Origin of the sequence: Pantoea sp. M_9 (assembly GCF_008631385.1) — a bacterium.
GTDB lineage: Bacteria > Pseudomonadota > Gammaproteobacteria > Enterobacterales > Enterobacteriaceae > Pantoea > Pantoea eucrina.
In genome coordinates this window covers 57,244-73,876 of sequence record NZ_VWUF01000004.1, presented here as the reverse complement: position 1 = coordinate 73,876, position 16,633 = coordinate 57,244, and the positions used below count along the sequence as shown (strand labels likewise).

The following is a 16,633-nucleotide window of genomic DNA, read 5'->3' as shown; positions in this document are numbered from 1 at the left end:
CACAACTGTAACAAGTTGTGATGAAAAAAAACCAGACTCACAGAGTCTGGTTTTTTTGTATCAGTAGGATATCAGCAGAGGATTATTTTACTTCCAGTCCTTTAGCCTGCATGTCCGCATGATAAGAAGAGCGCACAAACGGGCCGCAGGCGGCGTGAGTGAAGCCCATCGCCATCGCTTCTTCTTTCATCTCATCAAATTCCGCCGGGCTGACATAGCGCTGTACCGGCAGATGATGACGGCTCGGCTGCAGATATTGCCCCAGCGTCAGCATGGTCACACCGTGACGGCGCAAATCGCGCATCACTTCCACGATCTCCGCGTTGGTCTCGCCCAGGCCCACCATCAGGCCCGATTTGGTTGGGATATCGGGATGCGCCTCTTTAAAGCGCTCCAGCAGCTTAAGCGACCACTCATAGTTAGCGCCGGGACGCACCTGACGGTAGACGCGCGGCACGTTTTCCAGGTTGTGGTTAAACACGTCAGGCGGCGTGGCGGTGAGGATCTCCAGCGCACGATCCATACGCCCGCGGAAGTCAGGGACCAGCGTTTCAATTTTGATGCTGGGACTCTTCTCGCGAATAGCCGTGATGCAGTCAGCAAAGTGCTGTGCGCCGCCGTCACGCAGATCGTCACGATCGACAGAGGTGATAACCACGTACCGCAGCGCCATATCGGCAATGGTCTGCGCCAGCTTCAGCGGCTCGTTCGCATCAGGGGCGTTAGGACGACCGTGTGCCACGTCGCAGAACGGGCAGCGGCGGGTACAGATGGCGCCAAGGATCATAAAGGTGGCGGTGCCGTGGTTGAAACACTCTGCCAGGTTAGGGCAGGACGCTTCTTCGCAAACAGAGTGCAGGCCATTTTTGCGCATCGCAGCTTTAATGCCCTGAATGCGGCTGGAGTCAGCCGGCAGCTTGATCTTCATCCACTCCGGCTTACGCAGAATTTCGTCGCGCTCGGTGACCACGGTTTTCACCGGAATCAGCGCCATTTTGTCGGCATCGCGATACTTGACGCCGCGTTCCATCTGAATTGGTTTACTCATAAATCTGCAGGTTCCGATCGGGATTGCGATTTGAAAGCTTCCTCACTCAAACTGAGAACCAGGCTTTCAACTTTTTTTGAAAAATTTGCAAAAATTATATCATCTCGCCGCTGCAGAAGCAGCCGCTATGCGGTGAGAAAGGTTACAATTTTGTAAATACGCACGCACAGACAAGGTCAGTCCGCGCTTTCATCCTGCCACGCCATCTCTTCAAATCCAGTCAGACGTGCGAAGTGTGCCACCAGACGCGGACGCACATCAGCTGGCATAGCGTCAGGCCGGAACTGGCTCAGCTGCGTCATCTGCATCCCGGCATAGCCGCATGGATTGATACGCAGAAACGGAGCCAGATCCATTGCGATATTCAGCGCCAGCCCGTGGAATGAACAGCCTTTACGGATCCGCAGTCCGAGTGAACAGATTTTGTCATCACCCACATAGACGCCAGGCGCATCTGCGCGCGCGCGCGCCGTCACGCCGTACTCTGCCAGGGTGGCAATGACGGTCTCTTCCAGCGCCGTAACCAGTTCGCGCACGCCCAGCCTGCGCCGCTTAATATCCACCAGCACATACATGATCTGCTGCCCCGGGCCGTGATACGTCACCTGACCGCCGCGATCGCTCTGCACTACCGGGATATCGCCCGGCATCAGCAGATGTTCAGCTTTACCAGCCTGTCCCTGCGTAAAGACCGGCGCGTGCTCAACCAGCCAGAGCTCATCGGGCGTTTCCGCGTTGCGGGTATCGGTGAAGTGATGCATGGCATCGGAGACGGGCTGCCAGTCGCGCAGGCCGAGGTTGCGTACAAGAAGCGTATTTGCAGACACAGCGGAGGTCCGGTAAAGAGGGAAAGCCTGAGTATAACGCTGGCAAAGCGGGCTTTGCCAGCGCCGGTATTACAGTACCATGCGCACAATATCGATGTTACCCAGCTCTTCATAGAGCGTTTCAACCTGCTCAATATGGGTCGCGTTAATGGTAATGGATACAGAGTGGTAGTTGCCTTTGCTGCTGGGCTTTACATCAGGTGTATAGTCGCCAGGCGCATGCCGCTGCACCACTTCAACCACTTGATCAACCAGCTCTGGCTGCGCCAGTCCCATAACTTTATAGGTAAACGGGGTAGGGAATTCGAGCAGTTCATTCAGTTTGGTTTTCATATTGGCTCCGGTGCTTAAAAAACAGGCTCCCGCCTGGGCGAGAGCCTTGATCATATCTTATTTATGGGCGAGCTGGTGGTTTTTCAACCGTAAATCAGCCAAACCAGTGATGGAACATTAGTTTGATGTAGTCGATGATACGGCCAAAGAAACCGCCTTCCTCAACTTCATTCAGTACCACCAGCGGACGCTGTTCAACCGTTTTACCATCCAGCTGGAAGTTGATGCTACCAACCACCTGGTTTTTCTTCAGCGGCGCGTGCAGTTCGGTGTTGTTCAGCACATAGCTCGCTTTCAGATCTTTCATCCGGCCGCGCGGGATAGTCAGATAGGCATCTTTCTCCACGCCCAGCTGAACGCGATCGGTATTACCAAACCAGACCGGTTCAGACGCAAACTCTTTACCCGCTTTCAGGGGGGCCACGGTTTCAAAGAAGCGGAAGCCCCAGGTCAGCAGCTTTTTACTTTCGGTCTCGCGTCCTTTGAAGGTGTGACCGCCCATTACGGCGGAGATCAGGCGCATCTGGCCTTCGGTGGCAGAGGCCACCAGATTGTAGCCCGCGGCTTCAGTATGGCCGGTCTTGATGCCGTCCACCGCCAGGCTGCTGTCCCACAACAGGCCGTTGCGGTTCATCTGACGAATATTGTTAAAGGTGAACTCTTTTTCACGATAGATAGCATACTCATCCGGCACGTCGCGGATCAGCGCCTGACCAATCAGCGCCATATCGCGCGCGGAGCTGTACTGGCCGTCAGCATCCAGCCCATGTACCGTCTGGAAATGGGTGTTTTTCAGGCCCAGCGCTCCGACATAGTTATTCATTAGGTTGACGAACGCATCCTGGCTGCCAGCCACGTAATCCGCCATTGCGACACAGGCGTCGTTACCGGACTGCAGCACGATGCCGCGTGTCAGCTGGGAGACCGGCACGCGATCGCCAGGCTTGAGGAACATCAGCGATGAGCCTCTGAATACCGGGTTGCCGGTAGCCCAGGCGTCTTTACCCACGGTAACAATGTCATCCTGATGAATTTTACCGGCTTTAACCGCCTGACCTATGACGTAGCTGGTCATCATTTTCGTCAGGCTGGCGGGATCGCGGCGCGCATCGGCGTTCTTTTCAGCCAGCACCTTACCGGAGTTATAGTCGATTAGTACATAAGCCTCAGCATCAATGTCCGGCACGCCCGGAATCATGGTTTTGAGATTGATATCATCAGCAAAGGCAACATGGCTGAGAGAGAGGGCGACCAGTGATCCCACTGTCAGGCGTTTCAGCAAACGAGAAGGTTTCAGCGTATTCATGTTAAGGACTACAACATCCGTGGGGTTAGGGTGAAAAAAAGTGCCTTACTATAGCAAATGCGGGATCGGGCAGCATCCCGCATTGCCGGTCAGTTTTAGCCGTAAATGTTACTGTCCGTCACTATCAGGGACGGGCTGTGGTAATAAAGGCGTTAATCTGCGCTTCGGTACTGAGGCGCTGCTGCAGCGCTGCCGCGTCAGCCCGACGGGCAAAGCTGCCAAGCTGAACGCGGTAGACATTACCGCTGGTCTCAACCTTACCCGGCACGCCGAAGCGCTTACCGAGCGTGCTGGCCAGCTGCTGCGCGCGGCCCGCATCGTTCAGCGCGCCAGCCTGAACAACATAGCTGCCGCTGGCCGGTGCGCCCGGGCTGGCCGCGGCGGCGGTAACAGCAGGTGCGGCTGGTGCTGGTGCTGGTGCTGGCGCAGGGGCCGGCGACGGCTCGCTGCCCTCCAGCACGCCGTTTGCTAACGGCTGCGGCGCGCCCAGAAAGCCGCTGCTCTGTACCGGCGCACCCAGGCTGTCGTCGCCCTGCAACGAACGGTTATCAATCTCGCGTACGTCTGATTCTGTCGGCTGTGGCGCACTGCCGCCGTTCATTACATTGCCGCCGCTGAGATCGGGGCGGGCTGGCAGCGCATAGCTCTGCTTCGCCACTCTGGTGCCAATTGTACCAGGGCCGGAGAGAGAGCCATCAGGCGCAACGTTGATAAAATCGACCCGCACACGGGTGTTATTAGAGATGTTCAGACGATCGCCGGCGGCGCGTGACAGATCGATAATGCGCCCGGGCATGTAGGGACCGCGATCGTTAACGCGCACGACTATCTGCCGGCCATTCGCCATGTTGGTGACGCGTACGTAGCTCGGCAGCGGCAGGGTAGGGTGCGCAGCGGTCAGGGCATCAGGATCGTAGGTTTCACCGATAGCGGTACGGTTGCCTTTAGCCTCATCACCATACCAGGTTGCCAGGCCCACTTCGCTGAAGTTTGACGGGTTTTTGACCACGCGCCAGGTTTTGCCATTCACGCTGTAATCCTGGCTGGTAGCCGGATTAACTGGTTCATAGCGCGGCTCAACGCCCGGGATCTCTACTACCGGACCGTTATAAGCCGGCTGTGGTGGCGGCGTATTTGTTTGCGGTTCCTGTGTGGTACAGGCACTCAATACCAGTGACGCCAGTGCAACCCCAAGCCAGTCCTTACGCATGTGCAGCCTCTTAAACGCTTTTAGACAACATTTTTCGATGAGTGTGGATCGACATGACAATGCCGAACCCCGCCATTAACACGATCAGCGCCGACCCGCCGTAACTGACCAGCGGCAGCGGTACGCCAACCACCGGTAAGATACCACTTACCATGCCGATATTAACGAAAACATAAACAAACAGAATCAGCATTAATCCGCCTGACATCACGCGACCAAACGTGGTTTGCGCCCGGGCGGCGATGATCAGGCCGCGCATAATCAGCAGCAGATAGAGCAGCAGCAGCAGCAGCACGCCGACCAGGCCCAGCTCCTCTGCCAGCACGGCAAAGATAAAGTCGGTATGGCGCTCCGGCAGAAACTCCAGCTGTGACTGCGTGCCGTGCAGCCAGCCTTTACCGCGCAGGCCACCTGAACCGATGGCTATTTTGGACTGAATAATGTGGTACCCCGCGCCGAGCGGGTCGCTTTCGGGATCGAGCAGCATCATCACGCGATCGCGCTGGTAGTCATGCATCAGGAAAAACCACAGCACCGGAATAAACGCTGCAACCAGCAGCACCGCAACACCAATCAGTTTCCAGCTCATGCCGGACAGAAAGAGCACAAACAGGCCGGAAGCAGCGATCAGAATAGAGGTACCGAGGTCAGGCTGTGCAGCCACCAGCAGCGTGGGCATAAAGATCAGCACCAGCGCAATGCCGGTATTTTTCAGCGTGGGCGGACAGACGTCGCGGTTAATAAAGCGCGCGACCATCAGCGGCACGGCAATTTTGGCGATCTCTGACGGCTGAAAGCGGACGAATCCAAGATCCAGCCAGCGCTGCGCGCCTTTACTGATATGTCCAAAGGCATCAACGGCTATCAGCAAAATTACGCAGACAATATAGAGATAGGGCGCCCAGCTCTCATAAACGCGCGGCGGCACCTGCGCCATGACCAGCATGATCACCGTACCCATGGCAATCTGACCCAGCTTACGCTCCATCATGCCCGGATCCTGCCCGCTGGCGCTCCAGATCACAATGGCGCTGTAGGTCAGCAGCGCAAAAATAATTAACATAAACAGCGGGTCGATATGGATACGCGTCCAGATCGTCCTTTTCTGCGGACTATCGTTCATCGACATGATTATTCACCTTCGTAGCCGGGCGGCGTCGGGGCAGCTTCAGGCAGCACCGTATTATTGTCACCCAGCATTATGTGATCGAGGATCTGGCGCATTACGGTTCCCACCGCCGGACCGGCACCGCCGTTCTCCAGAATGATGGTCACGGCCACCCGCGGTTTGTCGTACGGCGCAAACGCGGTCATAAGTTTGTGGTCGCGCAGGCGCTCGGCAATTTTATGGGCGTTGTAGGTCTCATTCTCTTTCAGACCAAATACCTGGGCGGTACCTGATTTAGCAGCAATCTTATAAGGCGCATCAGCAAAGCTTTTGTGCGCAGTCCCGTTAGGCCGGTTGGCGACGCCATACATGCCATCTTTGGCAATCTCCCAGTAGCCGGAGTGAATATCGCCAATCGGCGCATCTGGCGGCTGACGGTAAGGCACCATGGCGCTGCCCTCACGCGTAGCGCGCAGCAGATGCGGCACTTTGATGACGCCGTCATTAATCAGGATCATCATCGCTTTGTTCATCTGTACCGGCGTAGCGGTCCAGTAACCCTGTCCGATGCCGACCGGAATGGTGTCACCCTGATACCAGGGCTTTTTAAAACGCTTCATTTTCCAGTCGCGCGTCGGCATGTTACCGGCGCTCTCCTGCGGCAGGTCGATACCGGTGCGATGACCATAGCCAAATTTAGTCATCCACTCGGAGAGGCGATCGATGCCCATATCGTAGGCGACCTGATAGAAGAACGTATCGGCTGACTCTTCCAGCGATTTGGTCACGTTAAGACGGCCGTGGCCCCACTTTTTCCAGTCGCGATAACGCTTTTCAGAGCCGGGCAGCTGCCACCAGCCAGGATCAAACAGGCTGGTATTACGGTTAATAACGCCCGCGCTCAGCGCTGATACCGCGACGTAAGGTTTTACCGTTGAGGCGGGCGGATAGGCGGCCTGCAGCGCACGGTTATAGAGCGGCCGGTTTTCATCACTGAGCAGCGCCTTATAATCTTTACTGGAGATCCCATCAACAAACAGGTTGGGGTCGTAGCTTGGCGTAGAGACCAGCGCGAGGATCTCACCGGTGCGCGGATCGCTGACCACTACCGCCGCCCGGCTGCCGGTCAGCAGCGTTTCAATGTACTGCTGCAGCCGCAGGTCAACGGTCAGCCAGATATCGCGGCCCGCCTGCGGGGATTGCTCATGCAGCTGGCGTATCACGCGTCCGCGGTTATTGACCTCAACCTCTTCATAGCCGGTTTTGCCATGCAGCACATCTTCGTAGTAGTTTTCGATACCGAGCTTGCCAATATCATGCGTGGCGGCATAGTTAGGCCACTTGCCCTCTTCATCAAGGCGTTTTACGTCGCGATCGTTGATTTTCGATACGTATCCCACAACGTGGGTCAGCGTCTGGCCATACGGGTAATAGCGGCGCTGGTAGCCTTTAACTTCCACGCCGGGAAAGCGGTATTGATTCACGGCAAAACGTGCGACCTGTACTTCATTCAGACCGGTTTTTACCGGAATAGAGGTAAAGCGACGCGAGCGCTTGCGCTCTTTTTCAAAAGCGTCGATATCGTCGTCGGTCAGATCCAGCACCGGTCGCAGCGCCTGCAGCGTCTGCTTAAGGTCGTCGACTTTTTCCGGCACCAGTTCAGCCTGGTAAATCGTGCGGTTCAGCGCCAGCGGAACGCCGTTGCGATCGTAGATAATGCCGCGACTCGGGGCGACCGGCACCAGCTTGATACGGTTTTCATTTGAGCGGGTGCTGTAATCATCAAAGCGCAGGATCTGCAGATGATAGAGGTTGAAAACCAGCACGCAGGAGAGCAGCAGAATGCCGATGAACGCCACAAGGGCGCGGCGGACAAACAGTTTTTGTTCGGCAGTGTAATCGCGAAAAGCGTTGCTCTGTAGTTTCATCCGCTGCGTTTTTATCTGGAGGTTGTCGGGCGTTTATTCACGATGATAAGGGTGATTCGTGGTGATACTCCAGGCGCGGTAAAGGCTCTCAGCAACCAGCACGCGTACCAGCGGATGAGGCAGCGTCAGCGCCGACAGCGACCAGCTCTGTTCAGCAGCGGCTTTACACGCCGGAGCCAGGCCTTCAGGACCACCAATCAGCAGGCTGACATCACGACCATCCAGCTTCCAGCGCTCCAGCTGCTGCGCCAGCTGCGGGGTCTCCCACGGCTGTCCGGGAATGTCGAGCGTGACAATACGGTTGCCTTTGCCTGTTGCCGCCAGCATCGCTTCGCCTTCTTTTTCCAGAATGCGTTTGATATCAGCGTTTTTGCCGCGTTTCCCGGCCGGAACTTCAGTCAGCTCAAACGGCATATCTTTCGGAAAGCGCCGCAGATACTCCATAAAACCGGTCTGAACCCAGTCGGGCATTTTGGTGCCAACGGCTACAAGTTGCAGTTTCACTGCTTAGCTCCAGAGCTTTTCCAGCTCATAAAGCTGACGGCTCTCTTCCTGCATTACATGCACAATGACGTCACCGAGATCGACGACAACCCAGTCTGCCGCTGCTTTACCTTCCACGCCCAGCGGAGTCAGGCCAGCTACGCGGGACTCCTGCATAACGTGATCGGCAATAGCGGAGACGTGGCGGGTTGAAGTGCCGGTGCAGATGATCATGTAATCGGTGATGCTGGATTTGCCCTGGACATCAATCGCAATGATATCCTGGCCTTTAAGATCATCAATCTTATCAATAACGAACTCTTGGAGTGCTTTGCCTTGCAAAAGGTTCCCCTTAAAAACAGGTAATGCGGGCTGGCTGAATGCCCGGAAATGCAGCCAAAAATTAAGCGGCGCAGTATAGCATGCTACAACCGGAGGAGATATATATCCGGGTTATTTACCCGCGCCGGCGGGCGGAACATCCAGATAGAGGCCGGCGCGATCGATATAGTCGATCACCGCTGCCGGCAGCAGCGTGCTGCAGGATTCACCCTGATGGCGCCGCTGGCGGATCTCGGTAGCTGAAATAGCATAAAGCGGCGTCTCCGCCAGCCAGATATGGCCCGCCGGTGCCTGATGCAGCGCCGCACTGTCCTGCGTCTGATGCTGCTCCAGCCACCGCTGCATCTCAGGCGAACCCATTTCCGTCGCATAGCCCGGCCGTTTGCAAATCAGCAGATGGGAGAGTGACAGCAGCTCCTGCCAGCGATGCCATTTATGCAGCGACAGCAGCGAATCCTGACCGATGATAAAGCCCAGCGGCTGCCGCGGGCCGCGCTCCTGGCGCAGCGCTTCCAGCGTGGTCACCGTCCAAGAGGGAGTCTGACGCTGCAGTTCGCGCGTGTCGATATCAAACAGCGGCCGGTCGGCAATCGCACACTGCAGCATCGCCACCCGCTGTGCAGCACTCGCTTCCGGCTGTGGCCGGTGGGGGGGAACATTGTTGGGCATCAGCGTGACTTTTTTCAGTCCGATCTGCTGCGCCAGCGCCTCTGCCGGACGCAGATGACCATAATGCACCGGATCAAACGTGCCGCCAAACAGGGCGCAGAGTTCAGACATAATGTAATCCTGACGGAAAGTGACGCTGACAGAGCAGCAGCGAGAGCGTCTCCAGCTGCGGCCAGAGATTCTGGCCATAATCCTGCTTCATGGTGAGCTCCAGCTCAGCCAGCAGATGTACCGCCTGATGCAGTCGTCCGGCGTCCAGCCGCTGCAGCGCCCCGGTGAAGAGCGCGCGCCGGTTTTGCCAGATGCGCTGCTGATCCATCAGCGTGCGCAGAGGCTGCTTAGCCTGATTGCGCTGCAGATGCAGCAGCGTCAGCAGATCGCGCTGCAGGGTGCGCAGGAGGATCACCGGTTCGCTCTCCTCTTTCTGCAGCTGATGCAGGATATGCAGCGCCCGCTTGCCTTTCCCCGCCAGCAGCGCATCCACCCAGTGAAATGGCGTAAAATGGGCCGCATCGTTGACTGCGGCTTCCACGCGCGGCAGTGTCAGTTTGCCGTCAGGCCAGAGCAGCGACAGCCGCTCCAGCGCCTGGGCCAGCGCCAGCAGATTACCTTCATAGCAGTAGCACAGCAGCTGAACCGCTGCCTCATCGACGCTGAGCTGCATCGCTTTGGCCCGGGCGGCAACCCAGCGCGGCAGCTGTGCCTGTTCCGGCGTCTGACACGGCACCAGCACCGCCTGCGGACTCAGCGCTTTGTACCAGGCGCTGTTTTCCTGCGCTTTGGTCAGCTTTGTCATACGCAACACCAGCAGGATATCGCTATGCAGCAGGGCAGAGAGGGTAACCAGCTGCTCAGCCATCGCAGCATTCGGGCCGTTTTCCGGCAGCGTCAGCGTCAGCGTCTGGCGCAGGGTGAACAGGCTCAGCGCCTGACAGCTGGCAAAAAGCGCCTGCCAGTCAGTCTGGGCATCCAGCGTGACCGAAAAGTGCTCTTCAAATCCCTGCCTGCCGGCAGCCGCGCGGATAGCATCCGCACTCTCCTGAATCAGCAGAGGTTCATTACCGGCGAGAAAATAGCAGGCGCGCAGCCCCTCACGAAGCTGCGCGCGCAGTTGCTCAGGATAAATCCTGATCATTGCAGACTGGTGGCGGAAGAGGAGGGCACTTCCGGTGAATCAGAACCCGGGGCGATAATCTCCGGCTCCGGCAGCGTCTCTTTATTATTGAGCTGCGCGGCATGGACCGTCAGCAGTTTACGCACCAGCTGCTCGGCTCCACGCTGACGCATCTCCTGCAGGATCATATCCTGTTCCGCATCCTTTGCCAGCGCAGCGTTGGGGTTGTCGAAGAACGAGCGATAAACCGTGGTGCTGATAGGGTAAATCCCTTTGCCTGGCAGCACGACCTGCGCAGTCAGCGTCATCACCAGCGAATATTCCGCCGTGGTACCGCTGATAAACACTGAAGCCGTGTCACGCGCCTGCCGTACGCCTCCCAGACGCAGCGTCGGGTAGGTTGCGCTGGCCTCTTTGCTGTCCTCAATGATGTTTACATCGTTGATGCGCAGCTGCTGACGCACGGTGCGCGCCAGCGGGCCGTAGGGATCGCCACTCTGTACAATCAGCGTTTTCATCTCCGGTGGCACCTGAGTGGTGCCGCGCGGATGAAATCCACAGCCTGCGGTGACCAGCACCGCAAACAGGACAAACAGCCTGATAACTAGTTGTCGCACAGTTCCTCCTGAACTTAACCCACGACCAGGTTAAGCAGTTTGCCAGGGACATAAATCACTTTTCGCAGGGTGACGCCGTCCAGATATTTTGCCACCAGTGGCTCCTGTGCGGCTCGCGCCTGCACCTGCTCCTGAGTGGCATCTGCTGCCACGGTGACTTTACCGCGTACTTTACCGTTAACCTGAACGACAACCAGCATTGAATCCTCGACCATTGCGGCTTCATCCGCTACCGGCCATGGCGCATTATCAATGCTGCCTTCGCCACCCAGCGCCTGCCACAGGACATAGCTGGCGTGCGGCGTGAACGGATAGAGCAGGCGCGTAACGGCGACCAGCGCTTCCTGCATCAGTGCACGATCCTGTTCGCTCTCCTGCGGCGCGCGCAGCAGCTTGTTCATCAGCTCCATGATAGCAGCGATAGCGGTGTTAAAGGTCTGGCGACGACCAATATCATCCGCGACTTTCGCAATGGTTTTGTGCAGATCGCGACGCAGCGCTTTCTGTTCATCATTCAGTGCGCTGACATCCAGCGCGACAGTTGCGCCTTTCGCGACGTGATCGTAAGCCAGTTTCCAGACGCGTTTCAGGAAGCGGTTAGCGCCTTCCACACCCGACTCCTGCCACTCCAGGGTCATATCTGCCGGCGATGCAAACATCATAAACAGGCGTACGGTATCGGCGCCGTAACGCTCAACCATCAGCTGTGGATCGATGCCGTTGTTTTTCGACTTCGACATTTTGCTCATGCCGGCGTAGATAACGTCGCGGCCCTGATTGTCCACTGCTTTGGTAATACGTCCTTTATCATCGCGCTCAACGGTAACATCAACCGGAGAGACCCAGTTGCGCTCGCCGTTAACGCCAACATAGTAGAACGCATCCGCCAGCACCATGCCCTGACACAGCAGGCGTTTCGCTGGCTCATCGGAGTTAACCAGGCCTGCGTCACGCAGCAGCTTGTGATAGAAGCGGAAGTACATCAGGTGCATGATAGCGTGTTCGATACCGCCCACGTACTGGTCTACCGGCAGCCAGTAGTTGGCCGCAGCCGGATCCAGCATGCCTTCGTTGTAGTTAGCGCAGGTATAGCGCGCGTAGTACCAGGAGGACTCCATGAAGGTGTCAAAGGTATCGGTTTCGCGCAGCCCCGGCTGACCATTAACAGTGGTTTTAGCCCACTCCGGGTCCGCCTTGATCGGGCTGGTGATACCATCCATGATCACATCTTCTGGCAGGATAACCGGCAGCTGATCTTCTGGCGCAGGAACGACCGTGCCATCTTCCAGCGTGACCATCGGAATAGGTGCACCCCAGTAGCGCTGACGCGAAACGCCCCAGTCGCGCAGACGGTAGTTAACTTTGCGTACGCCAACGCCTTTTGCCGTCAGCGCGTCGGCGATGGCGTTAAAGCCCGCCTGGTGATCCAGACCGTCAAACTCACCGGAATTAAACAGCGTGCCTTTTTCGGTCATGGCGCCGCTGCTCAGATCGGGTTCTGTGCCATCGAGGTTGCGGATAACAGGCTTAATGTTCAGGCCATATTTAGTCGCAAACTCCCAGTCGCGCTGATCATGGCCAGGCACCGCCATCACCGCACCGGTGCCATATTCCATCAGCACAAAGTTCGCGACCCACACCGGAATCGCTTCACCGGTCAGCGGATGGATAGCAGACAGGCCGGTCGCCATGCCTTTTTTCTCCATCGTCGCCATATCCGCTTCTGCGACCTTAGTCGTACTGCACTCGGCAATGAAATCGGCCAGCACCGGATTGCCTGCGGCAGCCTGTCGCGCCAGCGGATGACCCGCCGCCACAGCGACGTAGGTCGCGCCCATAAAGGTATCGGGACGGGTGGTGTAAACCGTGACCTTTTCGTCGCTGTGCGCAACGTCAAAGGTGATTTCAACCCCTTCAGAACGGCCGATCCAGTTGCGCTGCATGGTTTTAACCTGCTCCGGCCACTCATCCAGCTTGTCGAGGTCGTTAAGCAGTTCTTCAGCGTAGTCGGTGATTTTGATAAACCACTGCGGGATCTCTTTACGCTCAACTTTGGTGTCGCAGCGCCAGCAGCAGCCGTCGATTACCTGCTCATTAGCCAGCACCGTCTGATCGTTCGGGCACCAGTTCACCGCCGAGGTCTTTTTGTACACCAGACCTTTTTCGTAGAGTTTGGTGAAGAACCACTGTTCCCAGCGGTAGTACTCTGGCTGACAGGTCGCCAGTTCACGGCTCCAGTCGTAGCCAAAGCCCAGCAGCTTCAGCTGGTTCTTCATATAGTCGATGTTGTCGTAGGTCCATGGCGCCGGCGCAGTATTATTTTTTACCGCAGCGCCTTCAGCTGGCAGACCGAAAGCGTCCCAGCCAATCGGCTGCAGGACGTTTTTGCCCAGCATGCGCTGATAGCGGGCAATAACATCGCCAATGGTGTAGTTACGCACGTGGCCCATATGCAGGCGGCCAGAAGGATAGGGCAGCATCGACAGGCAGTAATATTTCTCTTTGCCTTCCTGCTCGGTGACTTTGAAGGTTTCATTTTCGTCCCAGTGCTGCTGGACGCGGGATTCTATCTCTTCCGGGCGGTATTGCTCTTGCATGGCTGCCTGTGATCCTTAGTAAAAATCGTTTTCCCGGACCGTCTGGTGCAGCAGCAGAGCCGCTGACATCGTCGCCTGATGGCTTGACCGCCGCATCGGACAGGCCGGGTTTGTCTACTTATGATCCGCATAGCATACCCATAAGCCCCGCCCTCAACAACATTTCACCGTCCCTCTCCGCTGCTTTTCTGCGGAATGCGTTGCGGCTTCCGCGCTTTTGCAATTTCCGCGATGACCGTCAGAGCTTTTGCGATAAAGCGGCTAAACTTACAGCAGCCCTCACAGCAGAAAGGAGAATAAAATGAATAACGTGGCGCAGGCGTATCGGACCACGGTAGCAACGTTAACCCAGCGACTGGAGCGCGGTGAACGCGATATCGACGCGCTGGTCGCGGAAGCGCGTCAGGATCTGCTGACCGACGAGAGTCTCTCATCTTCCGAAGTGGATGAAGTGATGCGGGCGGTGCGGCGCGATCTTTATGAATTTTCCCGCAGCTATCCCGAAGCGGAAAGCGCGCTGGAAGATTCGGTCTTTTTACGTGTGATCCGTGAGAGCCTGTGGAAAGAGCTGGCAGATATTACAGATAAGAGTCAGCTGGAGTGGCGTGAGGTGTTTAAAGACCTGCATCATCACGGCGTTTATCAGAGCGGTGAGGTGGTGGGGCTGGGCAATCTGGTGTGCGAAAACTGCGGCTTCACGCGCGCTATCTATACGCCTGAAAGCCTGACGCGCTGCCCGGAGTGCAATCACGATCAGTTTCAGCGTCAGCCGTTTGAACCCTGACTGATTGCGTTAACAGCGCGCCGCTGCGTGTGTGCAGGCGGCGCGCATGGTTCAGCGGTTAGTGCAGAATTTTTGCCAGGAACTCTTTCGCGCGCCCGGACTGCGGATTATTAAAGAAGTCCTCTTTGCGGGTATCTTCGACAATTTTTCCTTCATCCATAAAGATGACGCGATTAGCCACCTTGCGCGCAAAGCCCATTTCGTGCGTCACCACCATCATCGTCATGCCTTCATTTGCCAGTTCAACCATGACATCCAGCACTTCATTGATCATCTCCGGATCGAGCGCGGAGGTGGGCTCATCAAACAGCATGGCGATCGGGTCCATGCAGAGCGCACGGGCGATAGCCACACGCTGTTGCTGGCCTCCTGAAAGCTGTCCCGGAAACTTCTCCGCGTGGGCAGAGAGCCCCACGCGCTTCAGCAGGGCTTGTCCTTTATCGCGCGCCGCCGTTTTGTCGCGCTTCAGCACTTTTACCTGCGCCAGCACCAGGTTATCGATAATGCTCAGATGAGGAAACAGCTCAAAGTGCTGAAACACCATGCCGACCTGACTGCGCAGTTTGGCCAGATTAGTCTTTTTGTTGTTCACTTCAGTGCCGTTGACCTGAATGCTGCCCTGCTGAACCGGCTCCAGTCCGTTGACGGTTTTAATCAGCGTGGATTTGCCCGAGCCCGAGGGCCCGCAGACCACCACCACTTCTCCTTTTTTTACCTCGGTTGAGCAGTCGGTCAGCACCTGAAAGTGCCCATACCACTTAGAAACATTTTTCAGGCTAATCATTTAAACTGTCCTTTTTCTTTTCAGATAGCTAACCAGCAACGACGCGCTCAGGCTGATCGCGAAATAGACCAGACCGGCAAACAGAACCATTTCTACCTGGGTACCATCGCGCTCGCCAATGGTAGAGGCGGTGCGGAAAAAATCAGCCAGGCTCAGTACATAGACCAGTGAGGTATCCTGGAACAGCACAATGCCCTGAGTAAGCAGCAGCGGCACCATGGCGCGAAACGCCTGCGGCAGAATAATCAGCTTCATTGATTGCCACTGCGTCATGCCGAGCGCCAGTGCGGCATTTGATTGTCCGCGAGAGATGCTCTGGATACCGGCGCGAATAATCTCCGAATAATAAGCAGCCTCAAACAGCGCAAAGGCCACCATGGCAGAGATAAGACGAATATCCGTCTGCGGCGACAGGCCCAGCACCTGCTGCAGAAAACTCGGCACGACCAGATAGAACCACAGCAGTACCATCACCAAAGGGACTGAACGGAACAGGTTGACGTAGAGTTTTGCAAACCAGCGTACCGGGGCAAACGTGGAGAGGCGCATAACGGCCAGAATGGTGCCCCAGATAATGCCGAACACCACCGCGACGGCGGTAATTTTAAGCGTAATCACCATGCCGTTAAGCAGGTAGGGCAGGCTGGGCGGAATAGAGCTCCAGTCAAAATCGTACATTATTTCCCTCCCAGGTTGCCGGGCAGGCGAATTTTGCGCTCTACCAGACCCATGACCAGCATAATCACCAGATTGATGCCGACATAGGCGAGCGTAATCGCGGTAAAGGACTCATAGGCGTGCGCCGAGTAGTCGAGCAGCTTGCCCGCCTGGGCAGCCAGATCGACCAGGCCAATCGTGGAGGCGATGGCGGAGTTCTTGACCAGGTTCAGCATTTCCGAGGTCATCGGCGGCACAATCACCCGGTAGGCGTTAGGCAGCAGCACATAACGATAGGTTTGTGGCAGCGTCAGCCCCATAGCCAGTCCGGCATTTTTCTGTCCGCGCGGCAGCGACTGAATCGCCGCCCGCACCTGCTCGCAGACGCGCGCTGCGGTAAAAAGTCCGAGACAGATCATGGAGGAGAGGAAGAACTGAATGTTTGGATCAAGCTCCGCCTTAAACCACATGCCGAGCTTCTCACCAACCAGTTCCGGCGCCACCAGATACCAGAAGAAAAACTGCACAATCAGCGGGATATTACGAAACAGCTCTACATAGCAGGTGCCAATCGCAGCCAGCAGGCGATTCGGTACGGTACGCAGAATGCCAAACAGCGATCCCACCAGGAAGGCGATAATCCAGGCGCAGCAGGAGACCGCGACGGTCACCTGAAATCCGGACCACAGCCAGCCAAGGTAGGTCGTATTGCCGAACGGAGCCTGCTGTAAAAAGATGCCCCAGTTCCAGTCGATACCCATAACGAGCTCCGGTAAAAAAGGGTAGCCAGGCTACCCATAAGATTGTTGAGCGGTCTCTTTTTTCC

17 protein-coding genes are annotated in these 16,633 nt (G+C 56.7%); 1 reads left to right on the top strand and 16 read right to left on the bottom strand.

Going from position 1 to position 16,633, the window contains the following annotated elements:
• Positions 1-82: 82 nt before the first annotated feature.
• From lipA to leuS, 13 genes are all read right to left on the bottom strand, one after another.
• Positions 83-1,048 carry a lipoyl synthase gene (gene lipA / locus F3I15_RS09000; RefSeq protein WP_039383121.1) on the bottom strand — a complete coding sequence of 322 codons (966 nt, stop codon included), beginning with the start codon at positions 1,046-1,048 and terminating at the stop codon, positions 83-85.
• Between the two features lie 176 nt (positions 1,049-1,224).
• Complete coding sequence (lipB, locus tag F3I15_RS08995) at positions 1,225-1,875, bottom strand: lipoyl(octanoyl) transferase LipB (RefSeq protein WP_145339207.1); 651 nt, start codon at positions 1,873-1,875, stop codon at positions 1,225-1,227.
• A gap of 69 nt (positions 1,876-1,944) precedes the next feature.
• Positions 1,945-2,208: a DUF493 family protein YbeD gene (gene ybeD, locus F3I15_RS08990; RefSeq protein ID WP_039383125.1), complete on the bottom strand. Its 264-nt coding sequence runs from the start codon at positions 2,206-2,208 to the stop codon at positions 1,945-1,947.
• A 94-nt stretch (positions 2,209-2,302) separates the two neighbouring features.
• Positions 2,303-3,514, bottom strand: coding sequence for a D-alanyl-D-alanine carboxypeptidase DacA (dacA, locus tag F3I15_RS08985; RefSeq protein WP_039383127.1), 1,212 nt, complete (start codon positions 3,512-3,514; stop codon positions 2,303-2,305).
• A gap of 124 nt (positions 3,515-3,638) precedes the next feature.
• Positions 3,639-4,724 (bottom strand): endolytic peptidoglycan transglycosylase RlpA, encoded by a 1,086-nt coding sequence (gene rlpA / locus F3I15_RS08980; RefSeq protein WP_150017551.1) that lies wholly within the window; start codon positions 4,722-4,724, stop codon positions 3,639-3,641.
• Between the two features lie 10 nt (positions 4,725-4,734).
• A complete protein-coding gene (mrdB, locus tag F3I15_RS08975) occupies positions 4,735-5,847 on the bottom strand; it encodes a peptidoglycan glycosyltransferase MrdB (RefSeq protein ID WP_150017751.1) in 1,113 nt (370 codons plus the stop codon).
• 8 nt (positions 5,848-5,855) lie between these two features.
• A complete protein-coding gene (gene mrdA, locus F3I15_RS08970; protein WP_071668977.1) occupies positions 5,856-7,760 on the bottom strand; it encodes a peptidoglycan DD-transpeptidase MrdA in 1,905 nt (634 codons plus the stop codon).
• 33 nt (positions 7,761-7,793) lie between these two features.
• Positions 7,794-8,264, bottom strand: a complete 471-nt coding sequence (gene rlmH, locus F3I15_RS08965; protein WP_071668978.1) for a 23S rRNA (pseudouridine(1915)-N(3))-methyltransferase RlmH — start codon at positions 8,262-8,264, stop codon at positions 7,794-7,796.
• 3 nt (positions 8,265-8,267) lie between these two features.
• A complete protein-coding gene (gene rsfS, locus F3I15_RS08960; RefSeq protein ID WP_071668979.1) occupies positions 8,268-8,585 on the bottom strand; it encodes a ribosome silencing factor in 318 nt (105 codons plus the stop codon).
• A gap of 111 nt (positions 8,586-8,696) precedes the next feature.
• Complete coding sequence (nadD, locus tag F3I15_RS08955) at positions 8,697-9,365, bottom strand: nicotinate-nucleotide adenylyltransferase (protein ID WP_150017549.1); 669 nt, start codon at positions 9,363-9,365, stop codon at positions 8,697-8,699.
• A complete protein-coding gene (gene holA, locus F3I15_RS08950; protein WP_150017547.1) occupies positions 9,358-10,389 on the bottom strand; it encodes a DNA polymerase III subunit delta in 1,032 nt (343 codons plus the stop codon). The genes nadD and holA overlap by 8 nt, the downstream gene beginning before the upstream one ends.
• Entirely contained in the window at positions 10,386-10,985 is a 600-nt protein-coding gene (gene lptE, locus F3I15_RS08945) for an LPS assembly lipoprotein LptE (protein ID WP_039383142.1), read from the bottom strand. Before lptE ends, holA begins: the two co-directional genes overlap by 4 nt.
• 14 nt (positions 10,986-10,999) lie before the next feature.
• Positions 11,000-13,582 carry a leucine--tRNA ligase gene (gene leuS / locus F3I15_RS08940; RefSeq protein WP_150017545.1) on the bottom strand — a complete coding sequence of 861 codons (2,583 nt, stop codon included), beginning with the start codon at positions 13,580-13,582 and terminating at the stop codon, positions 11,000-11,002.
• 301 nt (positions 13,583-13,883) lie between these two features.
• Here leuS and F3I15_RS08935 point away from each other — a divergent pair, with 301 nt between their 5' ends.
• Positions 13,884-14,366 carry a zinc ribbon-containing protein gene (locus F3I15_RS08935; protein WP_150017543.1) on the top strand — a complete coding sequence of 161 codons (483 nt, stop codon included), beginning with the start codon at positions 13,884-13,886 and terminating at the stop codon, positions 14,364-14,366.
• 58 nt (positions 14,367-14,424) lie between these two features.
• On the opposite strand, the gene F3I15_RS08930 is transcribed toward F3I15_RS08935, so the two are convergent.
• The 3 genes from F3I15_RS08930 to F3I15_RS08920 are packed head-to-tail and all read right to left on the bottom strand — an operon-like array spanning position 14,425 to position 16,568.
• A complete protein-coding gene (locus F3I15_RS08930; protein ID WP_150017541.1) occupies positions 14,425-15,150 on the bottom strand; it encodes an amino acid ABC transporter ATP-binding protein in 726 nt (241 codons plus the stop codon).
• Positions 15,151-15,828 (bottom strand): glutamate/aspartate ABC transporter permease GltK, encoded by a 678-nt coding sequence (gltK, locus tag F3I15_RS08925; protein ID WP_039383151.1) that lies wholly within the window; start codon positions 15,826-15,828, stop codon positions 15,151-15,153. It lies immediately after the preceding gene.
• Entirely contained in the window at positions 15,828-16,568 is a 741-nt protein-coding gene (locus F3I15_RS08920; protein ID WP_039383152.1) for an amino acid ABC transporter permease, read from the bottom strand. The genes gltK and F3I15_RS08920 overlap by 1 nt, the downstream gene beginning before the upstream one ends.
• Between the last annotated feature and the right edge of the window lie 65 nt (positions 16,569-16,633).

Excerpts from the sequence above, each read along its gene's own strand:
- dacA (WP_039383127.1), bottom strand. The coding sequence starts at position 3,514 with ATGAATACGCTGAAACCTTCTCGTTTGCTGAAACGCCTGACAGTGGGA.
- mrdB (WP_150017751.1), bottom strand. The coding sequence starts at position 5,847 with ATGAACGATAGTCCGCAGAAAAGGACGATCTGGACGCGTATCCATATC.
- lipA (WP_039383121.1), bottom strand. The coding sequence starts at position 1,048 with ATGAGTAAACCAATTCAGATGGAACGCGGCGTCAAGTATCGCGATGCC.
- nadD (WP_150017549.1), bottom strand. The coding sequence starts at position 9,365 with ATGTCTGAACTCTGCGCCCTGTTTGGCGGCACGTTTGATCCGGTGCAT.
- holA (WP_150017547.1), bottom strand. The coding sequence starts at position 10,389 with ATGATCAGGATTTATCCTGAGCAACTGCGCGCGCAGCTTCGTGAGGGG.
- F3I15_RS08935 (WP_150017543.1), top strand. The coding sequence starts at position 13,884 with ATGAATAACGTGGCGCAGGCGTATCGGACCACGGTAGCAACGTTAACC.
- F3I15_RS08920 (WP_039383152.1), bottom strand. The coding sequence starts at position 16,568 with ATGGGTATCGACTGGAACTGGGGCATCTTTTTACAGCAGGCTCCGTTC.
- mrdA (WP_071668977.1), bottom strand. The coding sequence starts at position 7,760 with ATGAAACTACAGAGCAACGCTTTTCGCGATTACACTGCCGAACAAAAA.
- F3I15_RS08930 (WP_150017541.1), bottom strand. The coding sequence starts at position 15,150 with ATGATTAGCCTGAAAAATGTTTCTAAGTGGTATGGGCACTTTCAGGTG.
- rlpA (WP_150017551.1), bottom strand. The coding sequence starts at position 4,724 with ATGCGTAAGGACTGGCTTGGGGTTGCACTGGCGTCACTGGTATTGAGT.
- leuS (WP_150017545.1), bottom strand. The coding sequence starts at position 13,582 with ATGCAAGAGCAATACCGCCCGGAAGAGATAGAATCCCGCGTCCAGCAG.
- ybeD (WP_039383125.1), bottom strand. The coding sequence starts at position 2,208 with ATGAAAACCAAACTGAATGAACTGCTCGAATTCCCTACCCCGTTTACC.
- gltK (WP_039383151.1), bottom strand. The coding sequence starts at position 15,828 with ATGTACGATTTTGACTGGAGCTCTATTCCGCCCAGCCTGCCCTACCTG.